The 26,432-nt window shown below is 71.9% G+C and carries 22 protein-coding genes and 1 pseudogene; 9 read left to right on the top strand and 14 right to left on the bottom strand.

The window, feature by feature from the left end:
- The first annotated feature begins 6 nt into the window (after nucleotides 1-6).
- The 5 genes from ACWGJ5_RS35800 to ACWGJ5_RS35780 all read left to right on the top strand — a co-directional run bounded on the left by ACWGJ5_RS35800 (nucleotide 7) and on the right by ACWGJ5_RS35780 (nucleotide 4,762).
- Nucleotides 7-726, top strand: coding sequence for a ferredoxin reductase (locus ACWGJ5_RS35800; protein ID WP_453313834.1), 720 nt, complete (start codon nucleotides 7-9; stop codon nucleotides 724-726).
- A 217-nt stretch (nucleotides 727-943) separates the two neighbouring features.
- Complete coding sequence (locus ACWGJ5_RS35795; RefSeq protein ID WP_453313791.1) at nucleotides 944-1,528, top strand: Rv1733c family protein; 585 nt, start codon at nucleotides 944-946, stop codon at nucleotides 1,526-1,528.
- A 106-nt stretch (nucleotides 1,529-1,634) separates the two neighbouring features.
- On the top strand, nucleotides 1,635-2,603 hold the full coding sequence (locus tag ACWGJ5_RS35790; protein ID WP_453313790.1) for an acetylxylan esterase: 969 nt from the start codon (nucleotides 1,635-1,637) through the stop codon (nucleotides 2,601-2,603).
- Nucleotides 2,604-2,721: 118 nt separating this feature from the next.
- The gene (locus ACWGJ5_RS35785) at nucleotides 2,722-3,888 is read left to right on the top strand and encodes a serine hydrolase domain-containing protein (protein WP_453313789.1); all 1,167 of its coding nucleotides are present in this window, start codon (nucleotides 2,722-2,724) and stop codon (nucleotides 3,886-3,888) included.
- 130 nt (nucleotides 3,889-4,018) lie between these two features.
- On the top strand, nucleotides 4,019-4,762 hold the full coding sequence (locus ACWGJ5_RS35780; protein ID WP_453313788.1) for a GntR family transcriptional regulator: 744 nt from the start codon (nucleotides 4,019-4,021) through the stop codon (nucleotides 4,760-4,762).
- Here the strand turns inward: ACWGJ5_RS35780 and ACWGJ5_RS35775 are convergent.
- The gene (locus tag ACWGJ5_RS35775; RefSeq protein WP_453313787.1) at nucleotides 4,732-5,484 is read right to left on the bottom strand and encodes a class I SAM-dependent methyltransferase; all 753 of its coding nucleotides are present in this window, start codon (nucleotides 5,482-5,484) and stop codon (nucleotides 4,732-4,734) included. The two genes, ACWGJ5_RS35780 and ACWGJ5_RS35775, sit on opposite strands and share 31 nt — an antisense overlap.
- A 4-nt stretch (nucleotides 5,485-5,488) precedes the next feature.
- Nucleotides 5,489-6,052, bottom strand: a complete 564-nt coding sequence (locus ACWGJ5_RS35770; protein ID WP_453313786.1) for a PadR family transcriptional regulator — start codon at nucleotides 6,050-6,052, stop codon at nucleotides 5,489-5,491.
- Nucleotides 6,053-6,162: 110 nt separating this feature from the next.
- On the opposite strand from ACWGJ5_RS35770, the gene ACWGJ5_RS35765 reads away from it, so the two are divergent.
- Entirely contained in the window at nucleotides 6,163-6,561 is a 399-nt protein-coding gene (locus ACWGJ5_RS35765) for a nuclear transport factor 2 family protein (protein ID WP_228622380.1), read from the top strand.
- Nucleotides 6,562-6,587: 26 nt separating this feature from the next.
- Here ACWGJ5_RS35765 and ACWGJ5_RS35760 read toward each other — a convergent pair whose 3' ends face one another.
- Nucleotides 6,588-7,529 carry a hypothetical protein gene (locus tag ACWGJ5_RS35760; protein ID WP_453313785.1) on the bottom strand — a complete coding sequence of 314 codons (942 nt, stop codon included), beginning with the start codon at nucleotides 7,527-7,529 and terminating at the stop codon, nucleotides 6,588-6,590.
- Between the two features lie 433 nt (nucleotides 7,530-7,962).
- On the opposite strand from ACWGJ5_RS35760, the gene rho reads away from it, so the two are divergent.
- A complete protein-coding gene (gene rho, locus ACWGJ5_RS35755) occupies nucleotides 7,963-9,111 on the top strand; it encodes a transcription termination factor Rho (protein WP_453313784.1) in 1,149 nt (382 codons plus the stop codon).
- A gap of 100 nt (nucleotides 9,112-9,211) precedes the next feature.
- Nucleotides 9,212-10,048, top strand: a pseudogene (locus ACWGJ5_RS35750) (D-alanyl-D-alanine carboxypeptidase family protein); the annotation flags it as partial.
- Between the two features lie 56 nt (nucleotides 10,049-10,104).
- Here the strand turns inward: ACWGJ5_RS35750 and ACWGJ5_RS35745 are convergent.
- From ACWGJ5_RS35745 to ACWGJ5_RS35735, 3 genes are all read right to left on the bottom strand, one after another.
- Nucleotides 10,105-11,508 (bottom strand): glycosyltransferase family 87 protein, encoded by a 1,404-nt coding sequence (locus ACWGJ5_RS35745; protein WP_453313783.1) that lies wholly within the window; start codon nucleotides 11,506-11,508, stop codon nucleotides 10,105-10,107.
- Nucleotides 11,505-12,908 carry a polyprenol phosphomannose-dependent alpha 1,6 mannosyltransferase MptB gene (gene mptB, locus ACWGJ5_RS35740; protein ID WP_453313782.1) on the bottom strand — a complete coding sequence of 468 codons (1,404 nt, stop codon included), beginning with the start codon at nucleotides 12,906-12,908 and terminating at the stop codon, nucleotides 11,505-11,507. The genes ACWGJ5_RS35745 and mptB overlap by 4 nt, the downstream gene beginning before the upstream one ends.
- 173 nt (nucleotides 12,909-13,081) lie before the next feature.
- Nucleotides 13,082-14,011 carry a glutaminase gene (locus ACWGJ5_RS35735; protein ID WP_453313781.1) on the bottom strand — a complete coding sequence of 310 codons (930 nt, stop codon included), beginning with the start codon at nucleotides 14,009-14,011 and terminating at the stop codon, nucleotides 13,082-13,084.
- A 195-nt stretch (nucleotides 14,012-14,206) separates the two neighbouring features.
- On the opposite strand from ACWGJ5_RS35735, the gene ACWGJ5_RS35730 reads away from it, so the two are divergent.
- Entirely contained in the window at nucleotides 14,207-15,874 is a 1,668-nt protein-coding gene (locus ACWGJ5_RS35730) for a right-handed parallel beta-helix repeat-containing protein (RefSeq protein WP_453313780.1), read from the top strand.
- Here the strand turns inward: ACWGJ5_RS35730 and ACWGJ5_RS35725 are convergent.
- The 8 genes from ACWGJ5_RS35725 to ACWGJ5_RS35690 all read right to left on the bottom strand — a co-directional run bounded on the left by ACWGJ5_RS35725 (nucleotide 15,808) and on the right by ACWGJ5_RS35690 (nucleotide 26,366).
- A complete protein-coding gene (locus ACWGJ5_RS35725) occupies nucleotides 15,808-17,235 on the bottom strand; it encodes a UDP-glucose dehydrogenase family protein (protein WP_453313779.1) in 1,428 nt (475 codons plus the stop codon). The genes ACWGJ5_RS35730 and ACWGJ5_RS35725 overlap by 67 nt on opposite strands.
- Nucleotides 17,226-18,296 carry a UDP-glucose 4-epimerase GalE gene (galE, locus tag ACWGJ5_RS35720; RefSeq protein WP_453313778.1) on the bottom strand — a complete coding sequence of 357 codons (1,071 nt, stop codon included), beginning with the start codon at nucleotides 18,294-18,296 and terminating at the stop codon, nucleotides 17,226-17,228. The genes ACWGJ5_RS35725 and galE overlap by 10 nt, the downstream gene beginning before the upstream one ends.
- A 55-nt stretch (nucleotides 18,297-18,351) precedes the next feature.
- Nucleotides 18,352-20,220 (bottom strand): glycosyltransferase family 2 protein, encoded by a 1,869-nt coding sequence (locus ACWGJ5_RS35715; RefSeq protein WP_453313777.1) that lies wholly within the window; start codon nucleotides 20,218-20,220, stop codon nucleotides 18,352-18,354.
- The gene (locus ACWGJ5_RS35710) at nucleotides 20,217-21,245 is read right to left on the bottom strand and encodes a UDP-glucuronic acid decarboxylase family protein (protein ID WP_453313776.1); all 1,029 of its coding nucleotides are present in this window, start codon (nucleotides 21,243-21,245) and stop codon (nucleotides 20,217-20,219) included. Before ACWGJ5_RS35710 ends, ACWGJ5_RS35715 begins: the two co-directional genes overlap by 4 nt.
- Nucleotides 21,246-21,579: 334 nt before the next feature.
- The gene (aspA, locus tag ACWGJ5_RS35705) at nucleotides 21,580-22,995 is read right to left on the bottom strand and encodes an aspartate ammonia-lyase (RefSeq protein ID WP_453313775.1); all 1,416 of its coding nucleotides are present in this window, start codon (nucleotides 22,993-22,995) and stop codon (nucleotides 21,580-21,582) included.
- A 142-nt stretch (nucleotides 22,996-23,137) separates the two neighbouring features.
- On the bottom strand, nucleotides 23,138-24,154 hold the full coding sequence (locus ACWGJ5_RS35700; RefSeq protein WP_453313774.1) for an asparaginase: 1,017 nt from the start codon (nucleotides 24,152-24,154) through the stop codon (nucleotides 23,138-23,140).
- Nucleotides 24,155-24,195: 41 nt separating this feature from the next.
- Nucleotides 24,196-25,635, bottom strand: a complete 1,440-nt coding sequence (locus ACWGJ5_RS35695; protein ID WP_453313773.1) for an amino acid permease — start codon at nucleotides 25,633-25,635, stop codon at nucleotides 24,196-24,198.
- Nucleotides 25,632-26,366 (bottom strand): FadR/GntR family transcriptional regulator, encoded by a 735-nt coding sequence (locus ACWGJ5_RS35690; protein ID WP_228622366.1) that lies wholly within the window; start codon nucleotides 26,364-26,366, stop codon nucleotides 25,632-25,634. Before ACWGJ5_RS35690 ends, ACWGJ5_RS35695 begins: the two co-directional genes overlap by 4 nt.
- Nucleotides 26,367-26,432: the final 66 nt, after the last annotated feature.

The following is a 26,432-nucleotide window of genomic DNA, read 5'->3' as shown; positions in this document are numbered from 1 at the left end:
TTCGCCGTGCCCGGGCGGATCGCGGTGAGTGGGCAGGTTGCGGCGGTGTGGCAGATCGCCACCGTGGTGGAGGTACGGCGTGAGACACCGCACGCGGCCACTTTCCGGCTGGCGGTGCCGGGCTGGGCGGGGCATCTGCCCGGGCAGCATCTGATGCTGCGTCTGACCGCGCCGGACGGGTACGTGGCCCAGCGCCACTACTCGATCGCCTCGGCGCCGGACGACTCCGGGCACATCGAGCTGACCCTGGACCAGGTGCCGGACGGCGAGGTCTCCGGCTGGTTCCACACGGTCGCCCGCCCCGGTGACACGGTCGAGGTGCGCGGGCCGCTGAGCGGCTTCTTCGCCTGGCCGGGTGACCGGCCCGCGCTGCTGATCGGCGCCGGCTCCGGGATCGTCCCGCTGATGTCGATGGTGCGGCACCACCGCAGGCACGGTCCCACCGTGCCGCTGCGCATGCTGGTGTCCGCGCGCAGCCCCGAGGAGCTGATCTACTCGGCGGAGCTCGGCGCGGAGACGACGCCTGTCTTCACTCGCAGCGCCCCACAGGGAGTGCCCGTGGGACGTATGGCAGCCGCACATGTGGCGCCTCTCCTGGCCGAGCAGCCTCCCGGTGGGTGGGAGGCCTATGTGTGCGGATCCAACGGGTTCGCCGAGCACGCGTCCCGGCTGCTGGTCGCGGCGGGCCAGCCGGTGGACCGGATCCGGATCGAGCGCTTCGGCTGACCGTCCCGGTCGCGCGCCGGGGTCGTACGCACGGTCCCGGGGCGCGTGGCGCGTTCCGTGCTCCAGGTGGGCTCGAAGTCGCGGTTCGCTGCGTGAGCGAGGTGCTCCGTACGGGGTACGAGACGGGTGTGGACGCTCGTGTGCGTGAGCGGGGGGGTGACGGGCCGTTCGGACGGGCTCGTCGGCTCTCCGGCTCCGACGGTGCAAGGAGGTGGACATGCGTACCCGGGTGTGTGGCTGGCGCTGGCGGCGCAATCCGCTGCGGCGTCACTCGGATGTCGTGGAGGCATGGACGATGCTGGTCGTGGCCGTCCTGCTCTTCGTCGTCACACCGCTGGTGGGCGTGGCCGCGGGCCTATACGCGCATGACACGGCCCGGGCCGTCGCCGCCACCCAGCGGGCCGAGCGCCACCGGATCCGTGCGCAGGTGGTCGGCTCCCCGCCCGAGCGGCTCTCCGCCGAACAGGGCGGTCGCGCGTACGCGTACCGCGCCCAGGTCCGCTGGACCGAGCCCGGCAAGGGAACCCGTACGGCATGGGCCCGGGTGCCGGCGGGAACCCATACCGGTGACACGGTCTCGGTGTGGTTCGACGCCCGGGGCCGCAGTGTCGCGCCGCCGCCGGACGACGCGGCGGTGTGGCAGCACACGGTGACCGTCGGCCTGGTCGCGGCGGGCGGCACAGCGGCCGTGGTACTCCTCGGACACGCCATGGAGCGCCGGATCGCGCTGCGCCACCGGCTGGCGGAGTGGGAACGGGAGTGGGCGCGGACGGGACCGAGGTGGACCCAGCCGCGGACGTGAGGGACAGGCGCCCCGCCGCCGAGCGGGGGCAAACGCTTACTGGCCGGCCCTGCGACACCCACGTACGGTGAGCTGACGCAGTCTCCCTTCGCAAAGGTGGTTGTAGATGGCCCTGTTCGACCTGCCCCTGGACGAACTTCACGAGCGCCGCAGCGAGTCCACCGAGCCCGAGGACTTCGACACCTTCTGGGACAAGACCCTCGAGGAGGCGCGCGAGCACGACCTGGACGCCCGCTTCGAGCCGGTGGACACCGGGCTGGCGACGGTCCAGGTGTTCGACGTGACGTTCGCGGGGTTCGGCGGCCACCCGGTCAGGGGCTGGCTCCGGCTGCCGGCCGGCGCGACCGAACCCCTGCCGCTGATCGTGGAGTTCGTCGGCTACGGCGGCGGGCGCGGGCTGCCGCACGAGAACCTGCTGTGGGCCTCGACGGGCCGGGCGCACTTCGTGATGGACACCCGCGGCCAGGGCAGCGCCTGGGGCGCCGGGGGCGGCACGGCGGACCCGGTCGGCGCGGCCCCGGCGTACCCCGGCTTCATGACGCGGGGCATCGACGCGCCCGAGAACTACTACTACCGCCGGGTGTACACGGACGCCGTACGCGCCGTCGAGGCGGCCCGCTCACACCCGCTGACCGACTCGGGCCGCACCGTGGCGCTCGGCGCCAGCCAGGGCGGCGGCATCACCCTGGCCGTCGGCGGCCTGGTCCCCGACCTGGCCGCGGTGGCACCGGACGTGCCGTTCCTGTGCGACTTCCCGCGCGCGACCACGCTGACGGACCGGCACCCCTACCGCGAGATCGGACTGTTCCTCAAGACGCACCGGGGCCGCTCGGCGGAGGTGCTGCGCACGCTGTCCTACTTCGACGGGGTGCACTTCGCGGCCCGCGGCCGGGCCCCGGCCCTCTTCTCGGCGGCGCTTGAGGACCAGACCTGCCCGCCGTCGACCGTGTTCGCCGCGTTCAACGCCTGGGCGCACGAGGACAAGGCGATCGAGGTCTACGACTTCAACGACCACGAGGGCGGCGGTCCCTTCCACGAGGTGGAGCAGTTGCGCTGGCTGCGGTCGTACGCCTGAGGCGGCGGGCGGGCGCGAGGGCGTGCCGCGCACTTCCCTCCAGTCCGACCAGTCGGTACGTTCGGGGCACCCGGGTCGCGGCGCCGCGGCCCGCGTTTCCGGCGACGACGGAGGTCCCATGCCCGGGCACGAGACACAGGTCCACGGCCACTGCGACGCGCGCTTCGCGGCGGTGCGGGAGGCATTCGAGGACAACTTCCGGGAGCGGGGCGAACTGGGCGCCGCGGTGGCGGTGACCGTCGACGGCACCACCGTGGTGGACCTGTGGGGCGGCTGGGCGGACGCGGCCGGCAACCGGCCGTGGGAGCGCGACACGCTGGTGAACGTGTGGTCCACCACCAAGGGGCCGGTGGCCCTGTGCGCGCATCTGCTCGCCGACCGGGGACTGCTCGACCTCGACGCGCCCGTGGCCGCGTACTGGCCCGAGTTCGCGGCGGCGGGCAAGGAGAAGGTGCTCGTACGGCATCTGCTGTCGCACCGCGCCGGGCTGTCCGGGCTGCGCGAGCCGCACTCGGTGGCGGAGCTGTACGACTGGGAGCTGACGACCGCCCGGCTGGCGGCGACCGCGCCGTGGTGGGAGCCGGGCACCCGCTCCGGGTATCACGCGCTGACGTACGGCCATCTGGTCGGCGAGGTCGTGCGGCGGATCTCGGGGCTGCTGCCGGGGGCCTTCCTGGAGCGGGAGGTGACCGGGCCGCTCGGGATCGACTTCACGGTCGGACTGCCGGCGAAGGAGGCGGGCCGGGCTGCCGAGCTGGTGCGTCCGCCGGCCGCCTCCCGCAGTGAACAAGCGGCGGTCTTCGGCCAGTTGGCGCCCGCCGCGCTGGCGGCGCTGACCAATCCGGTGGTCGGCGCGGCGGAGGCGAACACGCCCGAGTGGCGGGCGGCGGAGATCCCCGCGGCGAACGGGCACGGCACCGCACGCGCCGTCGCGGCGCTGTACGGCGTCTTGGCCGGGCGCGGCCGCCACGGCGGGCGGCGTCTTCTGTCGCCGGAAGCGGCGGAGCAGGTGCGCGAGGGCCAGGGAAGCTGCCGCGATCTGGTGCTGGGCGCCGGCTTCGAGCGGGAGACCGAGGCGGGGCTCGGTCTGTGGCTGAGCGGTCCGCAGGGGTCGTACGGCCCGAACCCGCGGGCTTTCGGTCATGACGGGTTCGGTGGCTCGTGCGGACTCGCCGATCCCGAGGCGGGCGTGTCACTGGGGTACGTCTTGAACCGGATGGGGCCGCGCATCGCCGACGACCCACGGAAGATGGCGCTGATCGACGCTCTGTACAGCGCCCTGTGACGGCGTGATCGCGCGGGTGGGTTTCGGCCGAACCGGCAGACCACTCTTCCCTTGTGGTTTAGACCAATGCTAATTGTGGTCGCGCAACGAGCCCGCACGACTACGTCTTGTCACAACAGGAGGGCGCGGCATGGCCCGCACCACCCCGCACGAACCCGCGCAGAGCGACGACCGGCCCCTGTACGGACGGATCGCGGCGCTGCTCCTCGACGAACTGCGCGCAGGCGCCATTCCACCGGGCGAACGGCTGCCGGGCGAGCGGCACTTGGCCGCCTACTTCCAGGTCAGCCGGGAAACCGTCCGGCAGGCGCTGGAGGTGCTGCGGCGCAGCGGTGCCGTCTCCACCGACCGGCGGGGCAGCCATGCCACGCTGCCCGCGCGGCCGGTCACGACGCCGGGGACGCCGGCCTTCCCCCTGGGCGCCCGTTCGACGGACCCGTCAGCGGTCGCCCGGGCCACGGTGACCTGGGAGGTGCCGCCGGATGAGCACGCGCGGGCGCTGGGCCTGGCCCCGCACCGGCCGACGCTGGTGCACCGCTACCGCTCGGCCACGCCGGACGGCCGGTCGCTGCGGACGGCGGTGACGTCGTTCTCGGCGGTGGCGCTGGCCGAGGTGGCGGAGCTGGCCCGCTACCGGGGCCGGGCCGACGGCACCACCCCCGCGCAGCTGCGCCGGGCCTACGACTGGATGCGCAAGGCCGGCCTGTCCCTGCACCAGCGAGATTCCATCACCCAGGTCGACGGCGCCTCCTCGGTGCGGGTGACCCGGCGGGTGCACGACCAGTACGCCCGGCCGCTGGAGATCACCGATCTGGTGGTGGACGCCGAACGGGACGCGCTGGTCTACGAGTTCATGCTGCCGGCGGCCGGCTGAGTCCGCCGGGCCACGACCAGCCGGGCCCGTGGGCTGCCGTCGCCGCGACGCCCGAACTCGGGCAGGGGGTGCAGCTCGACGGCGAACCCGGCACGGCCCAGCTCGCCGAGCACGCGGCCGAGCCGGAAGGCCCGGTAGTACATGACGAACCGCGGCCGCCACAGCGCGTTGCGCACCCGCATCACCGCGTCGAAGCCGAGCAGCATCCAGAAGCCGGCCTGTGTCGGTCGGGGCGGGGCGAGCACCGGGAAGGCGAACCGTCCGCCCGGCCGCAGGACGGAGTGGACCCGGGCGAACAGACCCGGCAGTTCGCGCGGCAGGAAGTGGCCGAAAGCCCCGAAGGAGACCACGAGATCGAAGGCGGCCGCGAACGGCAGGGCACGGGCGTCGCCGCGCACCCAGGCGACCTCGGGCCCGCCGGCGGACCGCGCCCGGTGCCGGGCGACGTCCAGCATGCCCGCGCTGAAGTCGACCCCGGTGACGCTGCGGCGGCACAGCCCGGTGAGCACCTCGGCGCCCGCGCCCGTGCCGCAGCACAGGTCGAGACCGTCCTCGAACGGGCCGAGCGGGGTCAGTGTCTTCGCCACGGACTCCAGGACGCCGTCGGGTGTCCGGAAGGGCGTGTGGTCGAACTTCGGGGCGAGCAGGTCGTAGCCGTGCTCGACGGACGACAGCGCCTGCACGGCGAGTTCACGCAGGCCGGGGCCTTCGGGACCGAACATCTCCTCAGCCTAGGGCCACCCGCTGTGCCAGGACCGCGAGCACCCGCTCGCACCAGCGCAGGTTCTCCTCCTCGAAGGCGATCCCGGCCATGAGGGTGAGGTACGGGCCGACGCGGTCGTCGCTGCGGAGGTACTCGTCCTCGGTCCGGCCGTCGAGGAGCCGGCGCTGCACCCGCCGGTAGCGGTCGAGCTTTCCGCGCGCCCAGCCCATGCGCTCCTCGACCAGCGCGCGGGTGACCTCCGGGTCGCCGCCGTCCATCGCCTGGATCTTGATGAGGAGTTCGTCGCGGATGGCGGTGGGCCGCTTGGGCGGCTCGGCGGCGAAGGCGTCCAGCTCGGCCCGGCCCGTCTCGGTGAGCGTGAACATCCGCTTGTTCGGCCGCCGCTCCTGCTGCACCGTCCGGGCCTGCACCAGCCCGTCCTGCGCCAGCCGCTCCAGCTCCCGGTAGAGCTGCTGCGGGGTGGCGGGCCAGAAGTTCGCGAGCGAGACGTCGAACGACTTCGACAGCTCGTAGCCCGAGGCCTCGCCCTCCAGCAGGGCTGCCAGGACGGCGTACTTGAGCGACATATGGACAGACTAGCAGCCGTTGATTATTCTCATCCGCACCTATTCAATTAATTGACTAGGCTCATGTTCACGCTCATTGACCATGCTCATTGACTCTGCGAGGTGATCCGATGCACGCGTTCCGTGCGGCGGTCGAGGCCGGGGACATCGACGCCGTCGAGGCACTGCTGGCCGAGGACGTCGTCTTCACCAGCCCGGTCGTCTTCAAGCCGTATCCGGGCAAGGCGATCACCGCGGCGATCCTGCGCGCGGTCTCCCAGGTCTTCGAGGACTTCCGGTACGTCCGGGAGATCGGCGACCCGGCCGCGCCCGACCACGCGCTGGTCTTCACCGCCCGGGTGGGCGACCGCGAGCTGACCGGCTGCGACTTCCTGCATGTGAACGAGGACGGCCTGATCGACGAGCTCATGGTCATGGTCCGCCCGCTGTCCGGGGCGCACGCCCTCGCCGAGGCCATGGGCGCGCGGTTCGACGAGATCGTGAAGGAGGCGGAGGCGCGGTCGGCGTGAACGCGCCCCGAGGCGGCAGCCCGGGGTCAGCCCTTGAGCTGCCCCAGCGTGGCCTTGGCGTCCTTCTTCAGCCAGTCGTCCACATCACTGAGCGCGGGCGGGTTCTTGTCCTGGTCGTACGAGGTGAGGTAGGCGCTGTAGCTCATCGTGTACGTCACCCAGCCGTCTCGGACCGCGAGCGTGGCATAGCGGGCACCGCTGCTGGAGGAGCCGCGGGTGGTGTCCTGGCTGACCAGGTAGGCCTCGTCGCCGATGCCGCTGACCGGGGAGACGTCGTAACCGGTGTGGCTGTCACCGTAGTTCTTCCACTGGGCCGTGAACTCGGGCCCCGGATCGGTCTTCCTGTGCAGGTCGAGCTGCATGGACAGATAGGCGTCGGCATATGAGGAGCCCGTCTTCTTCAGGTCCACGTAGCAGTAACTCTCGTCCAGCGCCGTGTCCTTGAGAGAGGTCTTGGTCGGCGAGGAGTCACCCTCGGGGTACTCGTCCTTGAACGAGGAGTAGTCGGCGCTGGAGCACATGTCGGAGGGCGCCGAGTAGCCGCGCAGGTCCGCGCCGTCACCCTTGCCGCCGGCGAGGAGGACGCCGCCCGCCCAGGCGGCGGAGGCGATGACCGCGCCGACCGCTGCCCACAGCACCGCCTTGCCGGCTGCCCCGCCACCGGACGGAGGGACGGGCGGCACCGCGGCTGCGAACTGGGGAGCCTGGGCGTAGGGGTTCCCCGGCTGCGGCTGGCCCGGCTGACCGAACTGGCCCGGCTGGCCCGCCTGGCCCGGCTGACCGAACTGACCCGGCTGCGGCTGGCCGACCAGCGTGGGCTGGGCGTAGAAGTTGCCCTGCGGCGGGGACTGCGGGTTCGGGTAGGGGTAGGCCGTCGGCTGCGGCGGGACGGCCGGCGCCTGCGCGGGCTGCTGGGGCTGCGGAACCGGCTGGTCGGCCGGCTGCGGGGGCTGCGGTGGCGTGGACATGTCTGGAACATAGTCCACGGTTGACGGTCAAGTCCCCTGACGTCCGGGACCGTTATGGTCTGGGGACATCTGATGCGGTTCCATGACCTGACGGACCTGCGAAGAGGGCGAGGGCGCACCGCTCCGGCCCTGCCGGAACCCGGGAATGGACGCGGACGGCGTCATGTTGACCGAAGCGAGCGCACGGGTATAGTGCGATCAGCGCATGTGCGTCTCCCGTAGTACGGGCACCGATGCCGCCGTTCTCTCCATCAGCCCCTCGGCCAGGCTTCCGACCGGCCCGGGCTTCTTCCCTGCACCACCTCGTGACCAGGGCGTCTCCGCCGTACTCGAGGTGTCGTTCCCGCCGCCCGGAGGCAGTTGTCCAGCCTCCCGCTCGCGGCCTCTCTCCTTCCCACTCCTTCTTCGTCCCGTCCGTGAAAGGACTCCCACCATGACCACCACACTCGAACACCCTCCCGTGGTCCAGCAGACCCCGGTCTCCCGGCTCGTCACCGGTGTCCTCGACATCGACACGCAGGGGAAGGGGCACCTGAGGGGCCCGAGCCTCCTGTCCTCCCCCGGCGACCCGCAGCTCTCCCCGGCCCTGATCCGGCGCCACGGACTGCGCAAGGGCGACCTCGTCGAAGGGGTACGGGGTGACCGGCGCGCCCTGACCGAGGTCACGCGCGTCGACGGACACGACCCGGCGGACGTCCGCGGCCGGCGTCACTTCCGCGACCTCACCCCGCTCCACCCGCACGAGCGCATCCGCCTGGAACACCCCGCGTCCAAAGTCGCCGGGCGCGTCGCCGATCTCTTCGCTCCGCTCGGCAAGGGCCAGCGCGGACTGATCGTGGCCCCGCCGAAGAGCGGCAAGACGGTGCTGCTCCAGCAACTGGCGGCCGCCGTGGCCGGCAACCACCCCGAGTGCCGTCTGATCGTCCTGCTGCTGGACGAGCGCCCCGAGGAGGTCACCGAGGTGCGCCGCTCGGTGCGCGGCGCGGTGTACGCCTCCACCTTCGACCGGACGCCCAAGGAGCACATCGCCCTGGCCGAACTGGTCGTCGAGCGGGCCAAGCGCCTGGTGGAGGCCGGCGAGGACGTCGTGATCCTGCTGGACTCGCTGACCCGGCTGTGCCGGGCGCACAACAACGCCTCCGCCGCCGGCGGCCGTACCCTGAGCGGCGGTGTCGACGCGGGCGCGCTGATCGGCCCCAAGCGGTTCTTCGGTGCCGCCCGCCAGGCCGAGGAGGGCGGCTCGCTGACGATCCTCGCCACCGCCTTGGTGGACACCGGCTCCCGCGCCGACGGCTACTACTTCGAGGAGCTGAAGAGCACGGGCAACATGGAGCTGCGCCTGGACCGGGAAGCCGCCGCCCGGCGTCTCTTCCCCGCCGTGGACCTGGACGCCACCGGCACCCGTCGCGAGGAACTCCTCCTCACTCCGTCCGAGTTGACGGCCGTACACGGTCTGCGCCGCGTCCTGCGCTCCCGCGAGGGCGGTCCGTCCGGTCTGGAGACCCTCCTGGAACGGCTGCGCGCCACGCCCGACAACGCCGCGTTCCTGCGGCAGATCCGGCCCACCCTGCCCGCCGGCTGAGCCCGCCCGGAGGCGGCCGGGTGCGGCTTACGGGTTACTCGCCTGGGCCGAACGGCCCCTCCAGCGCGAGGGATGACGGACCTGTTCGTACGTTGATCACATGATCACCGGACTTTCTCATCGGGTGGCCGTGTCGGCCTGTTCCCTGTGCGTGGCGGGTGTGCTGGCACTCACCCCGGCCGCCGCCTCCGCCGGGCCCCGTGCCGGGGAACCCGGCCCGCCGGAGCCCGGGGCGGCGATGCCCGGGCCGAACCAGCTCTACCGTTCCGGCTCCCTGGTCCGGCCGCACCCGGACGCGCCCGAGCTGCCGAAGGTGTCGGCGCTGTCCTGGGTGGTGTCCGACGCCGGCAGCGGGGCGGTGCTGGCCGCGAGCGACGCGCACCGCAAACTGCCGCCCGCAAGCACCCTGAAGACCCTGTTCGCCCTCACCGTGCTGCCCTCCCTGCCCGCCGGGATGCGGCACACCGTGCGCAACGCGGAGTTGGCGGACATCGGCCAGGGCAGCAGCCTGGTCGGCGTCAAGGAGGGACTCACCTACCGGGTGGCCGACCTGTGGCGCGGGGTCTTCCTCAACTCCGGCAACGACGCCGTGCACGTCCTCGCCTCGATGAACGGCGGCTGGCAGGCCACGGCCGCCGAGATGCAGGTCAAGGCGCGCTCGCTCGGCGCCATGGACACCCATGTCGTCTCCCCCGACGGCTACGACGCCGACGGCCAGGTGTCCTCCGCCTACGACCTGGCGGTCTTCGGCCGGGAGGGCCTGCGCAATCCCGACTTCGCCCGGTACTGCTCCACCGCCGAGGCGTTCTTCCCCGGTGAGGGCTCGACGTACGGCATCAGGAACACCAACCGGCTGCTGACCGGCCAGAACGGCGTGGGCAAGTATCCCGGGCTGATCGGCATCAAGAACGGCTACACCAGCAAAGCGGGCAACACCCTGGTGGCCGCGGCCCGCCATGGCGGCCGCACGCTGGTGGTGACCGTGATGAACCCTCAGACGGGCGGCGGGTTGGCGGTGTACCAGGAGGCGCGCGAGCTGCTGGACTGGGGCTTCGCGGCGGCCGGCCGGGTGGACCCGGTCGGCTCGCTGGACGGGCTGCGTGTCAAGTCGCGGCCGGTGTCGCCGGCCAAACCGGTGGCCGCGGGCACGTCGCAGACACCGGACCGCTCGGGCTGGCCGGGCCCCGCCGTCGTCGCGGGGCTCGCGGGACTCGTCGCCGGCGCCGCGGTCGTGGCGCTGCGCGCCGCCGTGGTGGTGGCGCTGCGGGCCAGGGGCAAGCGCACCCCGCGCGGCTGACCCGTCGGCAGGCCGAGCAGCAGCCCCAGCGTGATCCAGGTGTAGGTGTTGCTGCCGAGGAAGCCGCCGATGCCGGAGGCGTCGTCGAACCACAGCCAGACCACGCTCGTGCACAGCACCGCGTACAGGGCGCCCGCGATCCGCGGGTGCCCTGCGCGCAGCAGCACGGCGAACGACGGCAGCAGCCACACCAGGTGGTGCACCCAGGTGATGGGACTGACCAGGCAGGCCGCCGCCCCGGTGAGGGCGAAGGCCGCCGTCCAGTCACCGGCCTGCACCGCCCGACGCGCCCGCCATGCCCAGACGCACAGGGTCAGCAGGACCGCCGTCGCCCACAGCGGGCGGCCCGGCTCGCCGAGGCGGGCCAGCACACCCTGGAGCGACTGGTTCGACACATAGTCGAGCCGGCCCACCCGGCCGGTGTCCCACAGCGCCTGGGTCCAGTAGAAACGGGACGCCCGCGGGTCCGCCCAGGCGGCCAGCGCGGTCGCGACGGCGGCCACGGCCGTCGCGACGCCGGCCGCCCGGCGCCGCCCGGCTAGCAGCAGCAGACCGATGAACAGGGCGGGTGTGAGCTTCACGGCGGCGGCGAGCCCGATGCCGGCGCCCGCCCAGCGCTCCCGGCCGGTCGCCAGCAGCAGACAGTCCCCGAGGACGAGGGCGAGCAGCACCAGGTTGACCTGGCCGAAGCTGAAGGTGTCCCGCAGCGGCTCGAACAGCGCGAGCAGGCACAGGCACAGCGACCAGCGGTACCAGCCGTGCCGCCGCCAGTCGGGGCCGGCCAGGATCCGCAGGATGACCGCCAGCGCGGCCAGGTTGACCAGCAGGGACGCCGCGATCGCCGAGGTACGGTCCAGCAGCGCCAGCGGCAGCATGGCGAGCGCGGCGAACGGCGGATAGGTGAAGCCGTACGAGGTGCCGGGCACCTGGTAGTCGTAGATCCGTCCGCCGTGGTGCGCCCAGGTGTGCACGGTGCCGTAGTAGACGCGCAGGTCGAAGAAGTCGCGCAGCAGCGGCACGGTCGCCGTGAAGACGGTGACCGCGGCGCCGAGGACGAGGACCAGCAGCAGACGGCTCCTGGTCGTGCGCGGCCCCCTCACGCCATGCGTCCCGGGGCCGGGGCCTGGGCCGCCTGGTGGGCCTGCCACAGCACGACCACGCCGAGCACCCCGCCGGAGACGGCGAGCACGAGTTGCCCGAGGTCGGCCGGGCCGCCGCTCGGCAGCACGGCGAGGGCGAGGACGCCGGCCAGGGCCGCGACCCGGTGCCGTACCGAGGTGCTGGGCGCGGCGGCGGCGATGAGGAACAGTCCCCACAGCACGTACCAGGGGCGGATCGCCGGGCCGAACACGGCGACCGTCAGCAGGCTGAGCCCGAGGGCGTACACCGGCCTGACGCGCAGCCGGAGCCATATCAGCGCCACGGCGACGGCGGTGGCGGCGAGGCCGAACAGATGCCAGGCCGGCACGGCCAACGGGGCCAGGCTGCTGCCGAGGTGCTCCAGCAGGGCACCGGTGGCGCGGCCGAGCAGGCTGGTCAGGGCCCAGTTGTGCGGGGAGACGGGGGTGGCCAGGGCGCCGATCCAGCCGTACCCGGTGCCGGCGACTGCCGTGGCGGCAACCGTCGTCACGGCGGAGGCGGCCGCCGCGGTCAGGACCGCCGGCAGGGGGCGGCGTCCGGAGCGGACCTGGAGGGCCACGACCGCCAGCAGGCCAAGGGCGGCCGGCGCCTTGACCAGGGCGGCCAGGGTCACGAGGACGGCTCCGACGGCGCCGCCGGCCGGGCGGTCACCCCGCGCGGCGACCAGGCCGAGTCCCAGCAGACCGAGCATCAGGGCGTCGTTGTGGGCGCCCGCGACCAGATGCAGCAGCACGAGCGGGTTGAGGGCACCGAGCCAGAGGGCGGCGGCCGGGTCGGAGCCGCTGTGCCGGGCGAGGCGGGGCAGCGCCACCGCCATCAGGGCCACGCCGAGCAGGGCGACCAGCCGCATGCCGAGCAGGCCGGCGGGGAGCTGACCGCGGGTCAGTCCGGACAGCGCCGAGGCCAGGGCCAGGAAGGCGGGGCCGTAGGGGGCGCCGGTGTGCTGCCACATCGGGGCCACCTCGTCGGCGAGCGGGCCGCCGAGCTGCGCCGGGCCGTGGGCGTAGACGTCGATGTGGGCGTCGACCATGGCGCCCTGCGCGAGATAGCTGTAGACGTCCCGGCTGAACAGCGGCGGTGCGAGCAGCAGCGGTGCCGCCCACACGGCGAGCACCAGCAGCAGGGCGCGCGGGGTGGGCGGCTGGGGGCCGCGCACCAGGCGGCCGAGGAGCACCCAGGCCGCTATCAGCAGCACGACGCCGAAGTACACGCCGACCAGGCCGAGCGCGGCCTGCACCGAGGCGGGGGCCAGGAGATCCTGCACGGGCAGGGCACCGGCCGTCTCACCGCCCAGCGCGAGAAAGGCGGTACCGGCCAGCCCGAGCACCTGGCAGCGGCGGATATCGACGGGAAATGCCATGGCCAACACTGCTTCAGCGTGTCAACGCCGGGTGGCCGGAAGGCGACGCGGGCCCCTCCGGGCGGGGACCGGAGTGTGACCGGTGCGTGGTGGTGACGGTCGTACGCCAGGGTCTTGAGTACCCCGAGGACGTCGTCCGGCCGCCGCGGAGGGCACCCACGCCGGCCTCGGACTCAGAACACCGAGAGCCCGGTCAGCGTGGTGAACCGGTCGAGGGCCGCCACTCCGGCCACCGAGTTGCCGCGCTCGTCCAGGCCCGGGCTCCACACGCACAGCGTGCACCGGCCCGGGACCACCGCGATGATCCCGCCGCCGACGCCGCTCTTGCCGGGCAGCCCCACGCGGTAGGCGAAGTCCCCGGCCGCGTCGTACGTCCCGCAGGTCAGCATCACCGCGTTGACCTGCTTGGCCTGGCTGCGGGTGAGCAGCCTGCTGCCGTCGGCGCGGATGCCGTGCCGGGCGAGGAAGCCGGTGGCGAGGGCGAGGTCGGCGCAGGACGCGGCGATGGAGCACTGGCGGAAGTACTGGTCGAGCAGGACGGGAATGTCGTTGTCGATGTTGCCGTAGGCCGCCATGAAGTGGGCGAGAGCGGCGTTGCGGTCGCCGTGCGCGGTCTCGGAGGCGGCGACCTCCTTGTCGAAGTCGAGCCTCGGGTTGCCGCTCTCGGCGCGCAGAAAGGCCAGCAGCTCGCCGGCCGCGTCTCCGGTACGGGTCTGCAGGCGGTCGGTGACGACGAGGGCGCCCGCGTTGATGAAAGGATTCCGCGGGATGCCGTCCTCGTACTCCAGCTGGACCAGGGAGTTGAAGGGGTTGCCGGAGGGCTCGCGGCCCACGTGCTCCCAGAGTTCGTCGCCCTCGCGGGCCAGGTCCAGGGCGAGCGTGAAGACCTTGGTGATGGACTGCGTGGAGAAGGGCTGGCGCCAGTCCCCGACCCCGTACACCGTGCCGTCCAGCTCGGCGACGGCCATGCCGAAGCGGCGGGGGTCCCAGGCGGCGAGGGCGGGGATGTAGTCGGCGGACCGGCCGCGTCCCGGAGTGCGATCGATCTCCGCCATGATGCGATCGAGGACCGGTTGGAACTGCGAGGACATGCGCGTCATCATGCCGCACTCCTGTCGGCCCAGCGCCCCGGGGGCGCCTGGAACCCCCGTTGGCGGCACGCGCAGGAGGCCAATCAGGCATGTCTTGCGCCGAACTCCGCGTGCTGGACCGCCGATCGTCGGATCCGCACGTCAGGGTGTGGTCCGCGGTCTCCTGCTATCCGGAGGCCGTTCGGTCACAGAGAGACAGGAGTGATCGTGCGCGGGCGGAACGACTACAGGGTGGGTCTGTGTGCCATCGGCTTGCTGCTGGCCGGATGCAGCCTGCCCACCCCGCATGTTCCCGTGCTGGAGAATCCACGGGGAGGACGGACCTTCTACGTCAGCCCGCAGGGTGACGACAAGGACGACGGCCGGACCCCGCAGACCCCCTGGCGCACGCTGCGGCGTGCCGACGCCGTGCGGCTGAAGCCGGGCGACCGTCTGCTGCTCGAGGGCGGTGCACACTTCCCCGGCACCCTCAGCATCGGCCGGGGGGACGCGGGCGACCCCCACAAGCCCGTGGAGATCGGCTCCTACGGGGACGGCCGAGCAATGATCACGGCCGAGGGCACGCGCGGCATCGAGGTGCACGACACCAGCGGCGTCGAGATCCGCGACCTGGTCCTCGCCGGCAACGCCGCGTCCTACCGGTCGCAGGACGGAATCGGCTTCGTCAGCGACCTGCCGGGCAAGCGGAAACTGCCGTACATCCGGGTCACGGGCGTCGACGTCTCGGGCTTCCGCAACGGCATCCGGCTGCGCGGCGGCGCCGGGGCATCCGGCTTCCGGGACATCGTCGTCGACGACTGCGCGGTACACAACAACAAGGACGCGGGCCTCGTCACGGACGGCCCCGCCTTCGACGCGGACGCCCCCGCCTACGCACACGAGCAGGTGAGGGTGTCCAAACTGGTCGCGTTCAAGAACGCCGGGGACGCGCAGTCCGGACGCAACACCGGCAGCGGCGTCGTCCTCGGCAGTGTCCGGGGCGGGGTGGTCGAGGCATCGGTCGCCCACGACAACGGGGCGTCGTCCTCGCCGAACGCCGCGGAGGGCCCGGAGGGGATCTGGACGTACGACTCGACACGGATCGTCTTCCAGCGCAACGTCGCCTACGACAACCACACCGGATCCCAGGTGGACGGCGGCGGATTCGGCCTGGACAACAACGTGTCGTACTCGCTGATGCAGTACAACCTGTCCTACGGCAACGACGGCGCGGGCTTCCTGGCGTACTCCGCCGTCGCGAACACGGCCCACACGAACAACGCGATCCGCTACAACATCAGCCAGGACAACGGCCGCAAACTGCAGGACTACGGCGGCATCGTGGCGCTCGGAGCCCGGGTGGCGAACCTGGCGATCTACCAGAACACGGTGCTGGCCAGGGCGAACGGCACGGTCCGGGCACCCGCGCTGCGGCTTCAGCCCAACATCAGCGCCGTCTCGGTGCGCAACAACGTGTTCGTCACCGACGGCGCCCCGGTGGTGGCGGCCCAAGGGCACTTCGCCATCTCCGAAGTGGAGATGCAGGGCAACGACTACCACAGCTCCAGCGGCTGGACCCTGCAGTGGGGCGACGGCTGGTACGGCGATCTGGCGACCTGGCGCCGGTCGTCCGGTCAGGAACTGCAGGGGCCGCGGGCCACCGGCACCGACGCCGACCCCTGCCTCGCGGAGGTCCCGCTGCCCACCAACGGGCCCGACCTGCGCGGCACCGGCCCGATGCGTGGCGCACTCGCTTCCCAATGCTCCCACGCGCTGACCGGTGCCGCGGTGGACATGCGGACCGTCGGGACCGACCCCGGGCCGGTGGACTACTTCGGGACGCCGCTGGCCGGTTCTCCCACGGTGGGGGCCGTGCAGGTGGCGCCGAAGGCGTGAGGGATCCGCACCCGGAGGGCCTCGCCCTGTCCTGGCTGCGGCACGTGCGCGGGCCGTCCGGGAGCGCGCACGTGCCAGCCGGCCGCGTGCCAGGCCGCCCGGTCCAGGGCGTTGCGCGCGTCGAGCAGCCGCGGCACCCGGACCACCTCGGCCAGCCGCACCGGATCGAGCTCGCGGTAGTGCCGCCACTCGGTCAGGTGCAGGACCACGTCCGTGTCCCGGCAGGCCTCCATGACATCCGTGCAGTACAGCGGAGCCGGCAACGCGGCACGCGCGTTGTCGAGGCCCGCCGGGTCGTGCACCCGCACCTCGGCGCCCTGTGCGACGATCTCCGCGGTGACGGCGAGCGCCGGTGAGTCCCGTACGTCGTCGCTGTCCGGCTTGAAGGTGGCGCCCAGCACGGCGACCCGCCGGCCGGCGAGGGTGCCGCCCACCAGCTGACGGGCGAGGTCGACCGTCCGCCGGCGCTGCCGGTCGTTGATCCGGTCGACCTGGCGCAGGAAGGACACCGCCTCCCCGACCCGCAGTTCCTCGGCCCGGGCCAGGAACGCGCGGATGTCCTTGGGCAGGCAGCCACCGCCGAACCCGAGGCCGGCGGAGAGGAACCGGCGCCCGATGCGCGCGTCATGGCCGAGGGCGTCGGCGAGCGTCACCACGTCGGCGCCCGAGGCGTCGCAGACCTCCGCCATCGCGTTGATGAACGAGATCTTCGTCGCCAGGAAGGAGTTGGCGGCGACCTTCACCAGTTCCGCGGTGGCCGGATCGGTGCTGAGGTAGGGCACACCGGCCCGGATCAACGGCTCGTACACATGGCGCAGCAGTTCGTCGGCGCCGGGTGCGGTGACCCCCACGACCAGCCGGTCGGGGCACAGGCTGTCCTGAACGGCGTAACCCTCGCGCAGGAACTCGGGGTTCCAGGCGACCTCGGCCGCCACGCCGGGGCGGACGCGCGCCGCCACCCGGCGGCTGAGCGACCGGGTCGTGCCCACCGGGACGGTCGACTTGCCGACGATCAGGGTGTCACGGGTGAGGAGCGGCGCCAGGCCGTCCACGACCGCCTCGACATGGCTCAGGTCGGCGGCGAGCGAACCGGGGCGCTGCGGTGTGCCGACGCACACGAAGTGCAGGCCGGCGAAGTCGGCGGCCTGCCGCAGGGACGTGGTGAAGCGCAGCCGGCCGTTCTCGGTGTTCCGTGCGAGGATCTCCTGCAGCCCCGGTTCGTGGAACGGTGCCCGGCCGGCGGCGAGGGCCTCGGTCTTGCCCGCGTCGCTGTCGACCCCGAGGACCTCGTGTCCGATCTCGGCCATGCACGCGGCGTGCACGGCCCCGAGATAGCCGGTGCCGATGACGGTCAGTCGCATGGGGAGTCTCCTGTCTGTGGGGCGCCGGTCCCGGGGGAGCCTGCGAAGTAGCCGTCGGGGTTGCGTTCCTGGAACCGCCAGGCGTCCCGGCACATGGCGGTGAGATCACGAGTCGTGGTCCAGCCCCAGGCGTCGGCCACCGCACTCGCGTCCGCGACGAGTTCGGCGACGTCGCCGGCTCTGCGCCCGACGATCCGGTGGGGCACCGGGCGCCCGCTGACCTGGCCGAAGGCCGCGACGAGCTGGAGCACGGAGGCGCCGGCGCCGGTGCCGAGGTTGAACACCCGCATGCCGGGGCGGTCGTCGAGGTGTTCGAGGGCCACCCGGTGTCCCTCGGCGACGTCCACCACGTGGATGTAGTCCCGCACCCCGGTGCCGTCGGGGGTGGGGTAGTCGTCGCCGAAGACGCTGAGCTGCTCCCGGCGGCCGACCGCCACCTGCGCGACGTACGGCATGAGGTTGTTGGGGACTCCGCGCGGGTCCTCGCCGAGCAGACCGCTCGGATGGGCCCCGACGGGGTTGAAGTAGCGCAGGGCCAGCACCTTCATGTCCGCCAGGTGGGCGCACACGTCCTGCAGGATCCGTTCACCCGTGAGCTTGGTGCGGGCGTAGGGGTTGGTGGGCGCCACGGGGCTCTGCTCGGTCAGCGGCACGGTGTCGGCGTCGCCGTAGACGGAGCAGGACGAGGAGAACACCAGCCGGTGGACCCCGTGCTCGTGCATGACCGACAGCAGGGTGCAGGTGCCGCCCACGTTGGTGTCGTAGTACTCGACCGGAAGGGTCACCGACTCACCGACCGCCTTGTGGGCCGCGAAATGGATGACCGCGTCCACCGGATGGGCGGCGAACACCTCGAAGAGGGCCTTCCGGTCGCGCACGTCGACGCGGTGGACGGCGGCGAGCGGCCGTCCCGCGACCTTGGCGACGCGGTCCAGCGCCTCGGGAGAGCTGTTGACGTGGTTGTCCACGACGACGACTTCGTAGCCGTGGTCGAGCAGTTCGACACAGGTGTGGCTGCCGATGAAACCTGCGCCGCCGGTCACCAGGACCGTTTCTGGCATGGGAGTACCTCGTTTCGTCGGGGGAGACAGAGGAAGAGGGCAGGGGCGGCGGCCGTCACCCGGAGATGAACCCGTGCAGGTAGGCCGGGAACAGCAGCAGGCCGTAGCCCAGCGGGAAGAGTGCGACGAGGCCCGCGGTCAGCGGGAGCGCGGCGGTGCGCAGGGCCCGGCGGATGCCGACGCCGGCGGACCGGGCGGTCTCCCGGATGTGCAGGGCGCCCACCGCCAGCGTCACCATCGCGTAGGACAGGGAGCCGAGGAGGGAGAGGAACACATAGCCGATCGCGGGTCCGGTCAGCTCGCCGACGACTGCCGCGCCGGACAGGACGACGGTGATCAGCAGGTAGGGCAGCACCAGGCGCAGCGGCAACGGCTCCAGGCCGTCACGGGACTTGGGCGTCACCTTGAAGACGACGTGCTTGGGGCGCAGGCGTTGCAGCAGCGCGGCGGTGACGCCCCACGCCACGAACGGCCAGCGGGTCAGCCCGAACAGCCAGCCCTCCCAGCTCAGCAGCGGCGCGTCCACGGGCCGCAGCAGCCCACGCCGTTTCAGCAGCGCGGTGAGCAGCACGAGGCAGACCGACATGGCCCAGAAGTGCGCCAGGAATGCGACGTAGTTGACGTTGATCCACGGAATGCCCGTGACCGCGGCGACCGGTGGCAGCAGCAGTCCGGCGGTCGTGGTCAGCGCCAGCAGCGGATAGTAGGAGAGGGCGAAGGCGAACCGCATCCTGAGCCGCCCCGGCATCCGGCCCAGGTGCCTGGGGAGCATGCCGAGCAGCATGACCACCAGACTCCGCGACCACTGGAACTCCTGCGTCACCATCGCGGCGAAGGTGAGGGGGCCGTCGCCGTGCGCCTCGGCGTCGATCGCGAACGCCCCGTGCCAGCCTGCCGAGTTGAGCAGGAAGGTGGTCGAGAAGTCCTCGGCCAGCTCGGGTCCGAGCCCGCCGATGTCCCGCAGCGCACGCGTGCGTACGGCGTAGTGGGAGCCGATGCACAGCGGGGCGAGGCCGTCGGAGTGGCCGAGCTGCATCGGCCCGTGGAAGGTGGCCTCGCGGTGCAGCCGTCCCCGGGCCGCCCACGACGTACGGGCGTTGGCGTCGCACACGCTGGGGGCGGCCACATAGCCGACCGCCGGATCGGCGAACGGCCGTGCGATCTCCCGCAGATAGCCGGGCCCGGGCACGTGGTCCACGTCGAGCTGGGCCACCACGTCGTAGTCGCGGTAGCCCCAGTTGTCGTAGAAGTGCGCGAGGTTGCCCTCCTTGCACCGGGTGCGGCGCGGCCAGGTGTCCCGGTGGTAGGCAGCCAGACCACGGCGGCAGGAGACGCGCACGCCGTGGGCCGCGCACCAGTCGAGGATTTCCCGGGTGGGGTCCTCGTCGCACAGCCACACGTCGTAGCGGTGGGGGTAGTCCTGGCACAGCATCGCGTTCAGGGTGGTGCGCGCGACCTGCCAGGGTTCGGAGGGGGCCCGGGTCACCACGAACGCCGTGCGCAGCGGGGGCACTTCGACGGCCGGGTCGAGGGCGCGCAGCCGCAGCACCGCGACGAGGAAGTACATGGGCAGCAGGGACAGGTACAGCAGCAGCGCGCTGTTCACCGCGAAGCCCGTCCAGCCGACCCGGTGCTCCGGGCGCACCCACCACTCCCAGAACCACACCAGGGCGGCCAGCCAGCACACCGCGAGCACCGTCACGGTCATCCGGTCCGTGCGGCGCAGCCGCGGGATCCAGGTCCCGGGTGTCGGTGAGAGCGATCTGCGGGGGTTGCCGAAGACGGGTCCGTCGGCCGGCGCGTCGACGACGTTGCCCGCCGACAGGGTCCGCAGGTGGGTGCCCAGCGCCGCTTCGGTGTCCGGTGCCTGCGGGGCGAGGTCGAGCGCGGCGCCGGCTCCGAGGCCGGGGTCCGTCCGGGTCACGACGCCGCGAGGGTCGGACCCGGCAGTCGGGGCTCCGCCGCGGAACCGCCGTCCAGCTGCCCGCCCCGGATCGCGGTGAGGGCGGCGGCGATGTCGGCGGGCCGGTCGGCGAACCAGCGCACCGTCCGGCGCAGTCCGTCCTCGATGCCCACCTCGGGAACCCAGCCGAGCCGCTCCGACGCCCGGGCGATGACCGGCCGGCGGCGGGTGGGGTCGTCCACGGGCAGCGGGTGGAACTGGATCTCGGCCCGTGAACCCGTCAGGTCGAGGACGAGTTCGGCCAGGTCGAACACCGTCAGTTCGACGGGGTTTCCGAGGTTCACCGGTCCGGGTTCGTCATGGTCGAGCATGGCCATGATGCCGCGCACGAGATCGTCGACGTAGCAGAAACTGCGGGTCTGCTTTCCGTCGCCGTAGACCGTCAGGGGTTCCCCGGCGAGGGCCTGGACCACGAAACTGGAGACGACCCGGCCGTCGTGCGGACGCATGCGCGGGCCATAGGTGTTGAAGATGCGGACGATTCCCGTGTTCGTTCCGCAGTGCGACCGGTAGGCCTGGGTCAGCGCTTCGGCGAACCGCTTGGCCTCGTCGTACACACTGCGTGGTCCGACGGGATTCACATGTCCCCAGTACGTCTCGTCCTGGGGGTGTACTTCGGGGTCTCCGTACACCTCGCTCGTGGAGGCGAGTACGAAGCGGGCGTCGTGCCGGGCCGCGAGCCGGAGCGCGTTCTCGGTGCCGCGGCTGCCCACGGCCAGCGTCTGAAGAGGGCGTCTGAGGTAGTCGGGAGGCGAGGCGGGGCTGGCCAGGTGGGCCACCGCGTCCACGCGGCCCCCCACGTCGACCGACCGGCTGACGTCGGCCCGGATCAGTTCGAAGGCGGGATTTCCGAGGAAGGGCGTGATGTTCGCCGGGTTGCCGGTGGAGAAGTCGTCGAGGCACACGACCTCGTCACCGCGCCTGAGAAGTGCTTCGCAGAGATGCGACCCGAGAAAACCGCCGCCACCTGTCACGGCAACACGCATGAATTCTCCTGGATTCACCGAATGATTCCGTCACTCCGTCCGGCGCAGGGTGATGGGTGGGCCGTTTGCCAGGACAGGAGACGGCCTTTACCAAGGCCGCGAATTCACCATATGTGCGTTAGTAGCATTTTCCGGATAAGGGCGAGTCGGGCTCCGCCGATCGGCCGGTAGGCTCCGGGACCCCCGGACGGGGCAAAGTCACCGCGCGGCCCACCGCATCCGGGATGCGGTGGGCTCGGTGCGGCGCCGAGGGGTTCATCCGTGGGTGTGCCGGAACCCGCGTGTCGGTTTGGCCGGGGGCGCCGCATCGGCCTGGCACGCGGGTTCCCTCCCGTCAGATCACCGGCTCCGTTCCGCTGCCCGCCAGCACCTCCGGCCGGAGCAGATCCGTCAGCCGTTCGGCAGGCAGCAGCCCCTTCTCCAGCACCAGTTCGGCCACGCCACGCCCCGTGACGAGTGCCTCCTTGGCGATGTCGGTGGCTGCCGTGTACCCGATGTGCGGGTTGAGGGCGGTGACCAGGCCGATGGAATTCTCCACGGTGGCGCGCAGCCGCTCGGTGTTGGCGGTGATGCCGGACACGCAGCGCTCGGCGAGGGTCAGGCAGGCGCTCTGCAGATGGGTGACGGACTCCGACAGCGAGTGCAGGATGATCGGCTCGAAGGCGTTGAGCTGGAGCTGTCCGGCCTCGGCGGCCATCGTGATGGCGACGTCGTTGCCGATCACCTCGAAGGCGACCTGGTTGACCACCTCGGGGATCACCGGGTTCACCTTGCCCGGCATGATGGACGAACCGGCCTGCACCGGCGGCAGGTTGATCTCGCCGAGGCCGGCACGCGGCCCGGAGGACAGCAGCCGCAGGTCGTTGCAGCTCTTGGAGAGCTTGACCGCGATCCGCTTCAGCACACCGGACACCTGGACGAAGGCACCGCAGTCCTGGGTGGCCTCGACCAGGTTGGCGGCGGTGACCAGCGGCAGGCCGGTGATGTCGGCCAGGTGCCGGCGGGCGGCCTCGGCGTACCCGGCGGGTGCGTTGAGTCCCGTACCGATGGCCGTGGCGCCCAGGTTGATCTCATGGATCAACTCGACGGCCTCGGCGAGACGGCTGCGGTCCTCCTCGATCATGACGGCGAATGCAGAGAACTCCTGACCGAGCGTCATCGGCACGGCGTCCTGCAACTGTGTACGGCCCATCTTGAGCACGTCCCGGAACTCGACGGCCTTGCGGGCGAACGAGTCCTGCAGTACGGCCATCGCCTTGAGCAGTCCACGGACCGCGAACACCGTCGCTATCTTGACGGCGGTCGGGTAGACGTCATTGGTCGACTGACCGAGGTTGACGTCCTCGTTGGGGTGCAGATACGCGTACTCCCCCTTGGCGCGACCGAGCAGCTCCAGCGCCCGGTTGGCCACAACCTCGTTGGCGTTCATGTTGGTGGACGTGCCGGCGCCGCCCTGGATGACGTCGACGACGAACTGGTCGTGCAGCTTGCCCGCCCGGATCTCCCGGCAGGCGGCGACGATCGCACGCGCCTTCTCCGGTGCCAGCAGCCCGAGTTCCTCGTTGGCGAGAGCGGCGGCCTCCTTGACGGCGGCCAGGGCGTCGATCAGATGCGGGTAGGCGGAGATCGGGGTGCCCGTGATGGGGAAGTTCTCCGTCGCGCGCAGGGTGTGCACACCCCAGTACGCGTCGGCAGGTACGTCACGGTCGCCGAGCAGATCGTGCTCGCTGCGGGTGGTGGCGGCGGTCATGAGGAAAACGGTCCTCTTTCTGAGGTACGGAGGTGAAGGCGCCCCGGAAGGGGCGCGGGGCTGTGTGCGATATACGGCTCCGCCGCGGGCGCGATCAATCACGACGGACCCGCAGATCCAAGACGGCCGATCCGGCGGAGCGCTACGCGCAGGTAGTGAACGGAACCGGATCCAGCGCACGCGCAGCCCGCACGCACCCCACCGGCTCCCCACCCCCGAGCAGCGGCTCCCCAGCGAACTCGGTCAGCAACCCGGGGTCCACGCCCGCGCGAGCGAGCGCCGCCGCCGCGACCGGAATCCGCGCCCGGTTCGCCCCATCCGCGATCTTCACGGCGATGGCACGGCCATCAGGGAGGGCAGCAACCTGAACGCCCTCGAAACCGTCCTTCGCGAGCAACCCCGGCACGGCCCCCATCAGCGCCGCGACATCGCGCCCCGAGCCGGAGGCCATCTCGGCGTGCTCGCGCATCGCGTCGGCGACCCGGGCCTCGGGCGTGCCGGGGGGCGCCGAGGTGATCCGGGACAGGGCGCGGGCGAGGCCGTGCAGGGAGATGGAGAACAGCGGCGCGCCGCAGCCGTCCACGGTGACCCGGGCGACCCGCTGGCCGGTCAGGTCCTCGACGATCTCCTGGATCGCCTGCTGGAGCGGGTGCCCCGGATCGAGGTAGTCCTCCAGGGACCAGCCGTTGAGCTGGGCGGTCCACAGCATGGCGGCGTGCTTGCCGGAGCAGTTCTGGGCGAGCCGGGAGGGGAGGCGGCCCTCGTGCACCCACGCGTCGCGGACGACCGGGTCGAAGGGCATGTCGGGGACGTTGCGCAGGTGGTTCTCGGTGAGCCCGGCGAGTTCGAGGATGCGCCGGGTGCCGGCGAGGTGGCGCTCCTCGCCGGAGTGGCTGGCGGCGGCCAGCGACAGCAGCGCGCCGTCGAGCGGCAGCCCGGCCCGCAGCATGGCCACGGCCTGGAGGGGCTTGACGGCCGAGCGCGGGTAGAAAGCGGCCTCGATGTCGCCGAGTTGGAAGTCCACCTTGCCGTCGGCGCCGAGGACGACGACGGAGCCGTAGTGGATGCCTTCGACTACTCCCCCGCGGACGAGGTGGGCGACGGGGGCGTGGAGGGGTTCGCGGACGACGGGTGCGTCGGCGGGGGAACTGCTGTACATCACTGCCTGCATCGATGGGTCGGGGTCGGCCGGTACGCGGGTCACGCGTCGGCGCCGGTGGACGTGCGGGATATCCGGCCGCGGATGCCGTACCAGCCCGCGACCAGGGTTGCGACGATGAGCGGCAGACAGAGCACGGTGGTGCGTCCGGCGCCGCCGTCGGCGTACATGAGGACCAGGACGGAGGCGAGGAACGCCAGCGTCACGACCTCGGTCCAGGGGGAGCCCGGCAGCCGGTACGACGGCCGGGTCAGCTCGCCCTTCTGGGTCTTCTGCCAGAAGAGCAGGTGACAGAGCATGATCATGCCCCAGGTCGCGAGGATGCCGATCGCCGCGAAGTTGAGGACGATCTCGAACGCGTCGGCGGGGACGACGTAGTTGAGGCCCACGCCGAGGACACAGATACCGCTGGTGAGGAGGATTCCGCCGTAGGGGACCTGGCTGCGGCTCATTCGCGCGGTGAACTTCGGGGCCGAGCCGCTCATGGCCATGGAGCGCAGGATGCGCCCGGTGGAGTACAGGCCGGAGTTCAGCGAGGACATGGCGGCGGTGAGCACGACCAGGTTCATCACGTCGCCGGCCGCGGGGACGCCGATGTGCGACAGGACGGTCACGAAGGGGCTCTGGCCGGCGCTGTACGCGTTCCAGGGCATCAGCATGGACAGCAGCACGACGGAGCCGACGTAGAACAGGCCCACGCGCCACATGATCGAGTTGATCGCCTTCGGCATGATCTTCTCGGGGCTCTCGGTCTCACCGGCGGCCACGCCGACCAGCTCGACGGAGGCGTAGGCGAAGACGACACCCTGGATGATCAGCAGCATCGGCAGCAGGCCGTTGGGGAAGATGCCGCCGTTGTCCGTGATCAGGGACGGGCCGGGGTGGTGGCCGGCCACCGGGTGCTGTGTGACCAGCAGGAAGATGCCGATGCACATGAAGACGACCAGCGCGGAGACCTTGACGATCGCGAACCAGAACTCCAGTTCGCCGAAGATCTTCACCGAGATCAGGTTCACGGTGAGGACCACGGCCAGGGCCATGAGCGCGATCACCCACTGCGGGATGTCCGAGAACATGCCCCAGTAGTGGGTGTAGGTGGCGACCGCCGTGATGTCGGCGATGCCGGTGGTCGCCCAGTTGAGGAAGTACATCCAGCCCGCGGTGTAGGCGCCCTTCTCGCCCAGGAACTCCCTCGCGTACGACACGAAGGCGCCGGAGGACGGGCGGTACAGGACGAGTTCGCCGAGGGCGCGTACGACCAGGAAGGCGAAGACGCCGCAGACGGCGTAGGCGATGAACAAGGAGGGTCCGGCGTCGGCGAGCCGGCCGCCGGCGCCGAGGAAGAGGCCGGTGCCGATGGCTCCGCCGATGGCGATCATGTTGACGTGCCGGTGCTTCAGGCCTTTGCTGTAGCCGGCGTCTCCGGCGTCGACATGGCCGGACGAGGGGCGCGTCTCGTCTTTGAGGTGCTGCTCGCTCACGCCTCGGGTCCGCCTTCCGTGGGGAGATCGTCCGTCCGCTGGGGACGCACGATGTCGGTGAGGGTCGTCTCGACGCGGTCCAGGTGGTGGCTCATGGCCTGAACGGCGTCGTGTTCGGAACCGTCGATCAGCGCCTCGACGATGGCCCGGTGCTCGCGGTTGGACTGCTCGCGGCGGCCGCCCAGTTCGTTGAGGAAGGCCGACTGACGCGCCAGTGCGTCGCGGATCTCCTCGATGACCCGGCGGAAGACCGGGTTCTGGGCGGCCTCGGCGATCGCGAGGTGGAAGAGGGTGTCCATCGCGACCCAGGCCGTGGTGTCCGTCTCCCGCTCCATGCGGTCGAGCAGGTGGGCCAGGTGGTCCAGGTTCTCCGGGGTGCGGCGTGCGGCCGCGTATCCGGCGACCGGGATCTCGATGTGCCGGCGCACCTCGAGCAGGTCGCTGGCCGCGTAGTCGCCGAATGTGGGGTCTTCCACGGCGTTCGCGACGACGAAGGTGCCCTTGCCGGTCCGGGAGACCGTGAGGCCCATCGTCTGCAGCGCGCGCAGCGCCTCCCGCAGCACGGGCCGGGACACCTCGAGGGTGCGGCACAGCTCGGCCTCGGAGGGGAGCTTGTCGCCGATGGCGTACTCGCCGCGTTCGATGGCGTCGCGGAGGTGGGCCAGGACCGCTTCCATGGCGCTGACGCGCCGCGGACCCGAGCCACCTGTCTGGCTGTCTGACAGGTTCACGGGAGCGATCCTGCGGGTTGCGTGCCAGGACTGTCAAGGCGTCCCGTAAGGAAACATTCACGGGGT

The organism is Streptomyces sp. NPDC054783 (genome assembly GCF_053611725.1).
The sequence above is the reverse complement of the archived record's forward strand: the minus strand, read 5'-3'. Positions and strand labels throughout refer to the sequence as shown.

What these genes read in the sequence shown, in the direction of transcription:
- ACWGJ5_RS35795 (WP_453313791.1), top strand. Translation starts at nt 944, where the DNA reads ATGCGTACCCGGGTGTGTGGCTGGCGCTGGCGGCGCAATCCGCTGCGG.
- ACWGJ5_RS35790 (WP_453313790.1), top strand. Translation starts at nt 1,635, where the DNA reads ATGGCCCTGTTCGACCTGCCCCTGGACGAACTTCACGAGCGCCGCAGC.
- ACWGJ5_RS35785 (WP_453313789.1), top strand. Translation starts at nt 2,722, where the DNA reads ATGCCCGGGCACGAGACACAGGTCCACGGCCACTGCGACGCGCGCTTC.
- ACWGJ5_RS35780 (WP_453313788.1), top strand. Translation starts at nt 4,019, where the DNA reads ATGGCCCGCACCACCCCGCACGAACCCGCGCAGAGCGACGACCGGCCC.
- ACWGJ5_RS35775 (WP_453313787.1), bottom strand. Translation starts at nt 5,484, where the DNA reads ATGTTCGGTCCCGAAGGCCCCGGCCTGCGTGAACTCGCCGTGCAGGCG.
- ACWGJ5_RS35770 (WP_453313786.1), bottom strand. Translation starts at nt 6,052, where the DNA reads ATGTCGCTCAAGTACGCCGTCCTGGCAGCCCTGCTGGAGGGCGAGGCC.
- ACWGJ5_RS35765 (WP_228622380.1), top strand. Translation starts at nt 6,163, where the DNA reads ATGCACGCGTTCCGTGCGGCGGTCGAGGCCGGGGACATCGACGCCGTC.
- ACWGJ5_RS35760 (WP_453313785.1), bottom strand. Translation starts at nt 7,529, where the DNA reads ATGTCCACGCCACCGCAGCCCCCGCAGCCGGCCGACCAGCCGGTTCCG.
- rho (WP_453313784.1), top strand. Translation starts at nt 7,963, where the DNA reads ATGACCACCACACTCGAACACCCTCCCGTGGTCCAGCAGACCCCGGTC.
- mptB (WP_453313782.1), bottom strand. Translation starts at nt 12,908, where the DNA reads ATGGCATTTCCCGTCGATATCCGCCGCTGCCAGGTGCTCGGGCTGGCC.
- ACWGJ5_RS35735 (WP_453313781.1), bottom strand. Translation starts at nt 14,011, where the DNA reads ATGATGACGCGCATGTCCTCGCAGTTCCAACCGGTCCTCGATCGCATC.
- ACWGJ5_RS35725 (WP_453313779.1), bottom strand. Translation starts at nt 17,235, where the DNA reads ATGCGACTGACCGTCATCGGCACCGGCTATCTCGGGGCCGTGCACGCC.
- galE (WP_453313778.1), bottom strand. Translation starts at nt 18,296, where the DNA reads ATGCCAGAAACGGTCCTGGTGACCGGCGGCGCAGGTTTCATCGGCAGC.
- ACWGJ5_RS35710 (WP_453313776.1), bottom strand. Translation starts at nt 21,245, where the DNA reads ATGCGTGTTGCCGTGACAGGTGGCGGCGGTTTTCTCGGGTCGCATCTC.
- aspA (WP_453313775.1), bottom strand. Translation starts at nt 22,995, where the DNA reads ATGACCGCCGCCACCACCCGCAGCGAGCACGATCTGCTCGGCGACCGT.
- ACWGJ5_RS35700 (WP_453313774.1), bottom strand. Translation starts at nt 24,154, where the DNA reads ATGTACAGCAGTTCCCCCGCCGACGCACCCGTCGTCCGCGAACCCCTC.